General features: G+C 53.9%; 6 protein-coding genes and 1 pseudogene. 5 read left to right on the top strand and 2 right to left on the bottom strand.

Annotation, left to right across the window (positions count from 1 at the left end; genetic code table 11):
- Nucleotides 1-718: 718 nt before the first annotated feature.
- From ahpC to ACE6ED_RS10100, 4 genes and pseudogenes are all read left to right on the top strand, one after another.
- Nucleotides 719-1,282 carry an alkyl hydroperoxide reductase subunit C gene (gene ahpC, locus ACE6ED_RS10115; protein ID WP_410826985.1) on the top strand — a complete coding sequence of 188 codons (564 nt, stop codon included), beginning with the start codon at nucleotides 719-721 and terminating at the stop codon, nucleotides 1,280-1,282.
- Between the two features lie 13 nt (nucleotides 1,283-1,295).
- Nucleotides 1,296-2,825 carry an alkyl hydroperoxide reductase subunit F gene (gene ahpF / locus ACE6ED_RS10110; protein ID WP_410826984.1) on the top strand — a complete coding sequence of 510 codons (1,530 nt, stop codon included), beginning with the start codon at nucleotides 1,296-1,298 and terminating at the stop codon, nucleotides 2,823-2,825.
- A 182-nt stretch (nucleotides 2,826-3,007) separates the two neighbouring features.
- Nucleotides 3,008-4,600, top strand: a complete 1,593-nt coding sequence (locus tag ACE6ED_RS10105) for a glycosyl hydrolase (protein WP_410826983.1) — start codon at nucleotides 3,008-3,010, stop codon at nucleotides 4,598-4,600.
- 405 nt (nucleotides 4,601-5,005) lie between these two features.
- Nucleotides 5,006-5,443 (top strand): annotated as a pseudogene (locus ACE6ED_RS10100) (MerR family transcriptional regulator); the annotation flags it as partial.
- 483 nt (nucleotides 5,444-5,926) lie between these two features.
- Here ACE6ED_RS10100 and dhaK read toward each other — a convergent pair.
- Together dhaK and ACE6ED_RS10090 are read right to left on the bottom strand one after the other, a co-directional pair.
- A complete protein-coding gene (dhaK, locus tag ACE6ED_RS10095) occupies nucleotides 5,927-7,696 on the bottom strand; it encodes a dihydroxyacetone kinase subunit DhaK (protein ID WP_410826982.1) in 1,770 nt (589 codons plus the stop codon).
- Nucleotides 7,697-7,698: 2 nt separating this feature from the next.
- Nucleotides 7,699-8,835 carry a glycerol dehydrogenase gene (locus ACE6ED_RS10090; protein ID WP_410826981.1) on the bottom strand — a complete coding sequence of 379 codons (1,137 nt, stop codon included), beginning with the start codon at nucleotides 8,833-8,835 and terminating at the stop codon, nucleotides 7,699-7,701.
- A gap of 221 nt (nucleotides 8,836-9,056) precedes the next feature.
- On the opposite strand from ACE6ED_RS10090, the gene ACE6ED_RS10085 reads away from it, so the two are divergent.
- Complete coding sequence (locus ACE6ED_RS10085) at nucleotides 9,057-10,109, top strand: PocR ligand-binding domain-containing protein (RefSeq protein WP_410826980.1); 1,053 nt, start codon at nucleotides 9,057-9,059, stop codon at nucleotides 10,107-10,109.
- The last annotated feature ends 104 nt before the right edge of the window (nucleotides 10,110-10,213 follow it).

Below are 10,213 nucleotides of genomic sequence, written 5' to 3'. Positions count from 1 at the left end.
ACAAATAAGGGAAACTGAGTCCGTCAATTTTCCAAAATACGGAATCATCAGCAAATAAACAGAGGGAGGTCTTCTGAGTCGGTGAGAAAGTCAAAGAGGAGGTCAATGTTGAGCTGCTTCAAAAGGCCTCCAAAGTTTGAAAAATTGAGACGGTGTTCAGGCAGGGAATGTTGCTGTAACATAGCGTTACGCACCTTTCTTGTTGGCATGGTTGGTCGCACTACCATGATCCCTAACAAGTGAGGTGTTTTTGTCGTCAATACACGTAAATCTATTGAATTTTTGCTGTGAAAGTTGAGTTAAGAAGAATAGCTGAAAAAGGTCCGCAGCTCTATTGTATTTCCATCCTCCATAACAGAAACCGCATGGATTCAAACCCTCTTTAATTTTGTCAATATTCAAAACTTTCTTTGACGGTTCTCTCCGCAAACTCCGTTATTGTTCAGAAAGGCCGGACTGGATGGCTTCCTCAGGCAGCAGCAAAACCCAGCAACCACGCGGCTTGTTTGCATACCCTCCCCTCATTTGTGGTATGCTTTCTTTAGAATGGATAGAACTGCTAAGCGAAATTGAACGGTAAATTGGGCGCTTGACAAATAATAATGACTAGATGATAATAATTATCAACAAAGAACTGCTACATAGTCATTATCTACCTGTTCCATTGACGCCGGCAGTTTCTAACAAATTCATACCACTTTTGAGGAGGAACCTTATTATGTCTCTGATTGGATCCGAAGTACTACCGTTTAAAGCAAACGCCTACCACAATGGCAAGTTCATCGAAGTTTCCGAAGCTGACTTCAAAGGCAAGTGGAGCGTAGTGTGCTTCTACCCGGCGGACTTCACCTTCGTATGCCCTACCGAGCTTGAGGATCTGCAAAATGAGTACGAAACGCTGAAGAGCCTGGGCGTTGAGGTTTACTCCGTTTCCACGGATACTCACTTTACACATAAAGCATGGCACGACACTTCCGAAGCGATCGGCAAAATCACGTACATCATGATCGGCGACCCTTCGCACACGATCTCCCGCAACTTCGAAGTGCTGAACGAAGAAGACGGTCTGGCAGACCGCGGTACGTTCATCATTGACCCGGACGGCGTAATTCAAACCGTTGAAATCAATGCCGGCGGTATCGGCCGTGACGCCAGTACGCTGGTGAACAAAATTAAAGCAGCTCAATACGTCCGCAAAAATCCGGGCGAAGTTTGCCCAGCTAAATGGCAAGAAGGCGGCGAGACACTGAAACCAAGTCTCGACCTCGTAGGTAAAATCTAAGGAGCGATTCGATATGGCACTGGATGCAGATATAAAAGCTCAGCTTAACCAATACCTCCAGATGATGGAGGGCAAGGTTGTGCTGAAAGTAAGTGCAGGAACGGATGCCGTATCAAAGGACATGCTGGCGCTGGTGGATGAACTCGCCAGCATGTCCCCCAACATTACGGTAGAACAGGCAGTCCTGCCTAGAACGCCGAGCTTTAGCGTAAATCGTGCGGATGAAGAAACCGGCGTCGTTTTTGCCGGCATTCCGCTTGGACATGAATTCACTTCGCTTGTCCTCGCGCTGCTGCAGGTCAGCGGGCGTGCTCCCAAAGTGGAGCAGAACGTCATCGACCAAATCAAGAGCATCAAAGGCGAATACCGCTTTGAAACGTACGTCAGCCTGACGTGCCATAACTGTCCGGACGTTGTGCAGGCGCTGAACACGATGAGTGTTCTGAACCCTGGCATTACACACACCATGATCGACGGTGCGGCGTTCAAAGACGAAGTCGAAAGCAAAGACATCATGGCTGTGCCTTCGGTTTATCTGAACGGCGAGTTCTTTAACAGCGGCCGAATGACGCTGGAAGAAATTTTGGCCAAGCTGGTTGATGCCCCCGATGCTTCGGCGTTCGCGGACAAAGAACCGTTTGACGTGCTTGTGGTCGGCGGCGGCCCGGCCGGAGCCAGTGCGGCGATTTATGCAGCGCGTAAAGGCATCCGTACCGGTATCGTAGCCGAACGTTTTGGCGGTCAAGTGTCGGACACCCTCGGGATTGAGAACTTCATCAGCGTGAAGTACACCGAAGGCCCCAAGCTGGTTGCCAGCCTTGAAGAGCACGTGAAAGAATACAACATCGATGTCATGAAGCTGCAGCGTGCAGCGCGGCTGGAGAAAAAAGACCTGATTGAGCTTGAGCTGGAGAACGGCGCGGTGCTGAAGAGCAAAACCGTTATCCTCTCGACAGGCGCACGCTGGCGTAATGTCGGCGTTCCTGGTGAAGCCGAGTTCAAGAACAAAGGTGTCGCCTACTGTCCGCACTGTGACGGCCCGCTGTTCGCAGGCCGCGATGTCGCGGTTATCGGCGGCGGCAACTCCGGAATCGAAGCGGCGATTGACCTGGCGGGAATCGTCCGGCACGTGACTGTGCTGGAATTCATGCCTGAGCTGAAAGCCGATGCCGTATTGCAGGACCGTCTCTACAGCCTTCCGAACGTCACCGTTTTGAAGAATGTACAGACCAAAGAAATTACCGGCACCGACAAGGTGGACGGAATCAGCTACATCGACCGTGCAACCGAAGAAGTTCATCATATTGAACTGCAAGGCGTATTCGTTCAAATCGGCCTTGTCCCCAACACCGACTGGTTAGGCGACACCGTTGAACGCACCCGTTTCGGCGAGATTGTGGTGGATAACCACGGTGCAACCAATGTTCCCGGCGTATTTGCGGCCGGCGACTGCACCAATAGTCCTTATAAGCAGATTATTATCTCGATGGGATCGGGCGCAAACGCCGCTTTGGGCGCCTTTGATTACCTGATTCGCAATTAACCGTTTAAGACGGTGACGCGGCTTCCCGCAACAAAAGCCGTCGGCTATCCTTCATGGACAGCCGGCGGTTTTTTTGCGTCTCCCTGCGCTCTTGAAAAAAATCTTCGCCAGCCCGATATATAAATAGCGGAAGCAGCTGCCTGCCAGCAATCCGATACATAAATGAAGGAGCGTTTACCCCAATGACCAAATCCAGCCGGAACACCAGACTCCTTACGCTGCTGCTCGCCGCGGTATTAGGAATAACTTCGCTTGCCCTGCCGACCGGAGCATCCGCGGCCAGCAAGTGGAACGTCTACAAAGAGGCGCAGCGCTTGGCTGCCAAAGGCAGCTACTCGGCGGCGATCGCCAAGTACCAATCCATCCTTCCCGAATTCGTCCGTGGGAAGGAATACGGTAATGCCGGACAGATCCACCGCCGCATCGGCGACGCTTACGTCAAACTGGGCAAATATGACGAGGCGGTCGAGAACTGGGATCAGGAAGCGTATTACTACGACAAGGCGGGCCAGACGCTGAGCAGCTATGCCGTCAAAGTCAAAGCGAATGCGCTGCGCAGTTCGGCCCAAATTTTTTACGAAAGCAAAGTCGTACCTGCCCCCAAACGTAAATTGTCCGTGCTCGAACCGGTTAACGGAGCATATATCGGCGCTTACGCCGAACGTGATCCTATCGCCCACCGGCCATTTTACACGGAAGGATTTCCGAAGCTGACCGGCAAAAAACACGCGGGTTACCTGGCTTATATGACGTATGGTACGCCGCTGTCTTCCCTCCGCACCTACATTCAGCGGGCCAAAGAAAGCGGCACGGCGCTTGAAATCGGGCTGCAGCCAAACGATATCAACAGCGTAAAAGACGACGCCTACCTCCAGCAGCTGGCCAAAGATGCCGGCGCGGCGGAAATTCCGATTTTTTTGCGGTTTGCTAATGAAATGAACGGCAAGTGGGTGCCTTGGTATACTACGCCTGAGCAGTTCATTCAGAAATTCCGTATCGTTGCAAATGCGTTCCACAAGTACGCTCCGGACAACGTTGCCATGGTCTGGGCACCAGGCAGTGAGCCGGAAAACACCATCCAATCTTATTACCCGGGCGATGCGTATGTGGATTGGGTGGGCGTGAGCCTGTATTCCATTTTTACGCCTACTGGAGATCCCCTTCAGCAGAACCAGGACCGCAGCAGCCATATCGGCAAGCTGGACAATATCTACAAGTGGTATGCGGACCGCAAGCCGATTATGATCACCGAAGGCGGCGTCTCCTACATGTATCCCGAGAAAATGCAGGACAAAACGGATTGGGCTGTCTACCGGACCCGTGAGCTGTACGCCAGCCTTCCGCTAATTTACCCGCAGGTCAAAGCGGTGTTCTGGTTTGACAGCAATTCCGCGAAGACGGAGCGGGTCAAATATTATCAGCTGTCCGCAAACGAAAAGCTCCTGAAGGCGTATAAGCAAGGAGTAGCCAGCGGCTATTATCTCAGCAATATCAGCGACAGCTCGAAGGTCAGCTACCGGAATGTCGCTGCCACGGCGGTGCCCGCCGAAAATGTCAGTCTGACCAGCTACGTGAAGTCATGGTCGCCTACGCTGTCCAAAGTGACTTACGAGATTGGCGGCAAAATCGTCGGCACCGCGTCGCAGGCCCCTTGGAAGGCGGACATCAACTTCGCTCCGTATCACGGCAAAACCTTGACGGTCACCCTTCGGGCTTACGGACCGGACGGCAAATTGGTTTTGACCCGCAAGCTGCCGGCCCGCGTCTCGAACTAATTTGCAGTTGCCTGCTTCGGGCATCCGGCACTTGCTCCAGGATCCCGGCATCCGCTCTGGGTATACGATGCCTGCACGGGAGCCCGGCATCTGCTCTGGTACTTGACGCCTGCCAGGGCCCCGCTCCTGCTCTAGGTACTTGGATGCCTGCCGGGGGCCCCGCTCCTGTCCTAGGTACTTGATGCCTGCCAAGGACATGCTCCTGCTTAAGGTACCGATCCCTTCACGGAACCCGGTCCCTGCTTTAAAACCCGCTGCCTGCACGAAAGGCAGCGGGTTTTGTTATATGCCTTGCTCGGAATTCCACTTTGTTTAGCGAATCCCCACTTTCTTTGTCGTCCGTGCAGGGAGATCCAATCGGATATCCAATACAGTAGGTAGACGAACCGAAACGGAGGAATCGAAATGGATATTTTGAAAACCAAAGATGCCGCAGAACTGTTGTCCGTGAGCCAAACGACCGTGAAACGCTGGGCCTCTGCTTTCCCTGATTTCTTCCCGAAAGACAAGTTCGGCCACTACATCTTCACCGAACAGGAGCTCGATTTGCTCCGCCATATCCAGAACCGGATCAATCAAGGCGATACGCTCGAGGGCATGGACCTACCCGTGGAGAAACCGGCGCAATCGAGCGAACCGGCTCTGTCTGCTCAAACGGCTCAAACGGGTCAGCCAGCTCAAGCGGGTCAACCTGCTCCCGGCGGCTTAGCTATGGATCACATCGCAGCCCGCATGGACCATCTCGAGCATGCACTGGAGCGCAAAGCCGACGAAGTCGTCTCGATTCAGCTGCTCCAGCAGCGCAAGGAACTGGAGGAGCTGCGGCAGCGGGTCGCCCAGCTGGCGGCGGCGCTTGAGACGGCAGCTCCGTTCGAAGCGGCGGCTGCATTCGAGTTGGGCGCTGCGGCTGACACAGTAGCTCCGTTCAAAACCGCGGCTGCCATGGCTGGGGCGCCTGCACCGGTGCGCGGACCGCGGGAAGCGATCCATCCGGCCGCTGCCTCCATGCTCCAAGCTGCACCGAAGCTCCAAGCTGCGCCGAAGAAACGCGGGCTATTGCGCTCTTTCTTTTCGTTTTTGTAGACGGGCTGTGCTTACACACCGATCCCGCCGCCACTTAAGGAGGACGGCTGTACACGGGGGTGATTATGGATTAGGGGCGATGAGACTTAGGCAGCTGGTACCGGATACTGAACGGATCCGGTAACTGCCACCGTGAGCCGTCTGTGTACAGACTTTATTACCAGACGGAAAATCGTAAGCCGCTGCCAAAGCAGCAAAGGGCATCAACGCCAGAAGATCCAGCGCGGATGCCCTTTTTGTTTTTTATTTTACCTGCGCCGACAGTTCTGTAAAAATAACGCCAAGCGCGTACGCCCCCGCATCCGGATAACCGATGCTTCTGTCGCCCACCGCACCTGCGCGTCCCATACGCGCGGCTATAGCTTCCGTCTTTTTGGCGCCGTTGGCGGCAGCCGCCGCGCCTTTGGCAAACGCGGTTTTGAAATCGTCACCGGCCCGGCCGCTTTCCACCCAGGAGTCCGCGCAAGGAACCAGCGCATCGATTAAGGTTTTGTCCCCAACTACGGCTCCCCGGCCAAAAGAACGCTCCCCGACGGATTGGATACCCGCCACAGCGGCCTGCATCATCTCGGCAAACTCTGGCACAGTGACCGCGGTTTTGTCCCCGGCCGCCCTGCCGGCCGACCGGAAGGCGGAACCCCAAATTGGTCCCGAAGCGCCGCCGCAGTGCTCCATAATCACCAGGGAGCAGGCATTCAGGAAGGTCCCAATATCCCCCGCACTGTGCGTGAGCAGCTCCTTCCATTCCCGTTTCAGCTGCCGGAAGCCCTTCGCAATGCTCATTCCAAAATCGCCGTCTCCGGCATGAGCGTCCAGCTCGCAAAACGGAACTTCATTTTTGATAATAATCTCGCTCATTTTGTCCAGCAGGTACACGACATTCTCTACCGTCAGCTTGCCGTCCTTGATTTCGGCATACGATTCAGGGGTTTCAGTTTCATAGGAGACATCTGCTCGGGCGGTTTCGTCCTCCGCGATCTCCGCATACGGGACGATTTCGTCCGGACCCGACACCTTAAAGGCGGGCGTGTCGCTTTCCCTGAACAGCAGCGTTTTTAATTCCTCGTCCAGTTTCATGAAGGTGACGGAAGCGCCGGCCATATCGATGCTGGTCATGTAATTTCCGACAAAGGTTTTGCAAATCGTAATGTTCCCTCTTGCCGCCAATTCCCGGGTCACCGCGTTGTTAAAAAGATACAGCTCCAGCAGCGGCGTTCCCCCAAACCCGTTGATGAGCACCGCAATTTCCGCCGACTGGGCGTCCCCTCCGCCGATGCCGAGGTCCGCGAGCAGCGCCTCCACCATCCGTGCCGCCAGCTGATCGGCCCTTGCAGCCGGTTCCCGGCTGATTCCCGGCTCGCCGTGGATGCCCACGCCATATTCCATCTCACCTTCGGCAATGTCGAAGGTTGGCGTTCCTTTGGCGGGAACTGTGCAGGACGTCAGCGCGAAGCCGATGCTGCGGACTTGGGACGCCGCTTTTTCGGCTGCCGCTTTTACCTCGGCCAGGCTCCGCCCTTCTTCCGCCGCCGCGCCGGCAATTTTGTGCACCAGCACGGTTCCCGCCACTCCCCGGCGTCCGACTGTATATAAGCTGTCTTTTACCGAAATATCGTCATCCACCCGGACATAATCGACTTCGATTCCGTCTTCCCCCGCCAAAAAAGCGGCATTCTTAAAATTCATCATATCCCCGCTGTAGTTCTTGATAATGAGGAGGGTTCCCTTGTTACTCGCAGTGGCCCGGATGGCCTGGTACACCTGGATTTGGGAGGGGGAAGCAAAAATATCCCCGCACACCGCCGCATCCAGCATCCCTTTCCCCACATAACCCGCATGCGCGGGTTCATGGCCGCTGCCGCCGCCGCTGATCAAGCTGACTTTGTCCGCGTTCAGCTCTTTTTTCTTGATGATCTTGTATTTGCTCACAAACTCAAGCTCCGGATGCGCCAAAACCATCCCTTTGCACATTTCAACAACCGCGGTTTCCGGCTGATTGATGATTTTTTTCATGCTTATGCCTCCCGTGCTGCTTTATATTGTTGACCGATCCGGTCTGCTGCCGCAATGGCGGCCGCCACCTGCTGTACAGTAACCGGGAACGGCATGGAGTGAATCGATTCCTCCGGAATGCAGGCTTTTTCCGCGACTTCAAGCAGTTCTTCTTCCGTAATCCGGTCTACTCCGATATCCGCCAGACAGACGGGCAGGCCCACCTCCAGGCAAAAATCCAGTACCTGATACAGCTCCTCCGCCGGCGCATTCTCCAGCACCAGCTGAGCGATCGTGCCAAAAGCAACTTTTTCCCCATGATAGTAGGAATGGGTGCCCTCCAGAATCGTTAATCCGTCGTGGATGGCGTGCGCTCCGGCCAAACCTGCGCTTTCAAAACCAAGACCGGATAACAAAATATTCGTCTCCACGATATTTTCCAGCGCCTGGGTTACCGCGTTGCAGTCGCAGGCAATTTTTGCTTGCAGGCCGTCTTTCAGCAGCATTTCATAACAAAGGGTGGCAAGCGCCAGCGCCGCATTTGTTCCCACCGCCGGAGCGCACATTCCTTCCCGGGTGCCCATAGGGAGACTTGCGTTGACTCTGGAATAAGATTTGGCGCTTGCTCTCGCTTCAAAATAAGTGGACAAAGCATCCCCCATCCCCGCCACAAGAAACCGGGTCGGCGCCTGGGCAATCACCGTCGTATCGACCAGCACCACGCTGGGGCTTTGCTTAAAATAGGCATAATCGTCAAACGCGCCTTCGGGGGTATACAGCACAGCCGAATGGCTGGTTGGCGCATCCGTGGCGGCAATTGTCGGGCAGATGATCAGCGCTTCTCCTTGGGCTACGCATTTGGCCGCGTCAATCGCCTTGCCGCCGCCGAGGCCGACCGTGCAGGTACAGCCTTTTTCCGCAGCAATGGCCTGCAGCCGGGCGACTTCCTGACGGGAACATTCCCCGGTAAAAGCGCTTTCTACAAAACTGATATTAAACTTCCGGGCAGTGGCATCCAGCTTCTCCTTCACCCGCTTCACGTCTTCCGGATGCGCAATCAACAAGGCGGAGGAACCAAATGAAGCGACAAAGTAACCGAGATTCAGCAGTTCGTCTTCCCCTTGAACATATTTTGTTGGACTGATGAACGCTTTTCGCATAACGTTAACGCCTCCCGTATATCACAAATTTTATTGAATTGCTTCAAGTATATAGCAGAAAACGGACCTTGAGAGTGGAAGATGATAGCCAATAATTATAATTTTGAATCGTAAATTTTTGCACTGTTGCTTGGAGAATGGTATCCTGATGCAGACAGGAAAAACAGGAAGGATACGGTCCAGCAGTACAATGCAAAGCTGACAATGGAGGTGTACGTCTGTTGATTCAGGAGTCCCTGCGTATCGGTAAGTTTTTGGATCTCAAGAAGTGGAAGCGTCTGCAAGATTCCTTGGCGACGGTGACGAAGCTGGCGATTCTAACGGTCGATTACAAAGGTATTCCCGTGACCAGCCACAGCAGCTGCCAGGCGTTTTGCCGGAGTGTACGAAAAGACCCGGAACTGCTGCCCTACTGCCAAAAATGCGATTCCCGCGGCGGCCTGGAAGCGGTTCGTTTAAACGCGCCTTACGTGTATTTATGCCATTTTAACATTATTGATATTGCGATACCGATCACGGTGGACGACAAGTACCTTGGTGCGGTGATGGCCGGCCAGGTCAAGCTGTCCGATCCCGAAAACGGCTCAGATCTGGAGCAGATCGTCCGCTCGAAGCACCCCTCGCTCCATTCGTTAAAGGAAAGCCAGCTGAAGGCCGCTTACGACGAAATTCCCACCATGACCTACGAGGAAGTCGTAAAAATCTCTAACATGCTTTTCCTTTTATGCAACTATATTATTGAAGAAGCGCTCAATAAAAATCTGCTTGTCGAAATGTTTGAGAAGGCCGCGGGTAAGGAGGAGGCATTACCTCTTTCCACTATTTTGCCCGGATATACCATTAAAAATATCGAGTCGATCAAAAAAGAAATGACCAACGCCATCGCGGATGCCTATCTGAAAAACACCGCAAACGACGACCCGGGCAGCCCTGCCCATCCGCTGTTTAAACCGGCTTTTGACTACATTCATCAACAAAAAAGTGAAGCTGTCACCTTGAAGCAGATGGCCGAGCTGTGCCACATCAGCCCCAGCTATTTCAGCCGGCGGTTCGCCCAAGAAACGGGCGAAAGCTTCACCGCTTACCTGGCCAAACTCAAGGTCAGATGGGCGAAGCAGCTGCTTGAAGTAACGGACATGCCCGTCTCCCAAATCAGCGATGAGCTTGGCTTCAACGAGCCGGGGTATTTTATCAAAACCTTCAAAAAATACGAAGGGCGGACCCCCGCGCTGTACCGGAAGATATATCGGGAGGGGGAATTTCCGGGGACGTAAGTAGGGAGCTTAAGTAGAGAAGCTTACGTAGAGAAGCTTACGTAGAGGGGCGTAAGTAGGGCTCTGTACGGCGTATTTCTGGCGGCTGCAATCATCACCGGCCA

The sequence above is a fragment of the Paenibacillus nanchangensis genome (assembly GCF_046543445.1).
Taxonomy (GTDB): Bacteria; Bacillota; Bacilli; order Paenibacillales; family Paenibacillaceae; genus Paenibacillus_AQ; species Paenibacillus_AQ nanchangensis.
Note: the sequence above shows the minus strand (reverse complement) of the source record. Positions and strands in the feature narration are given on the sequence as shown.

Bases quoted from the DNA above. Each gene is read 5' to 3' on its own strand.
- ahpC (WP_410826985.1), top strand. From the start codon at position 719: ATGTCTCTGATTGGATCCGAAGTACTACCGTTTAAAGCAAACGCCTAC.
- ahpF (WP_410826984.1), top strand. From the start codon at position 1,296: ATGGCACTGGATGCAGATATAAAAGCTCAGCTTAACCAATACCTCCAG.
- ACE6ED_RS10105 (WP_410826983.1), top strand. From the start codon at position 3,008: ATGACCAAATCCAGCCGGAACACCAGACTCCTTACGCTGCTGCTCGCC.
- dhaK (WP_410826982.1), bottom strand. From the start codon at position 7,696: ATGAAAAAAATCATCAATCAGCCGGAAACCGCGGTTGTTGAAATGTGC.
- ACE6ED_RS10090 (WP_410826981.1), bottom strand. From the start codon at position 8,835: ATGCGAAAAGCGTTCATCAGTCCAACAAAATATGTTCAAGGGGAAGAC.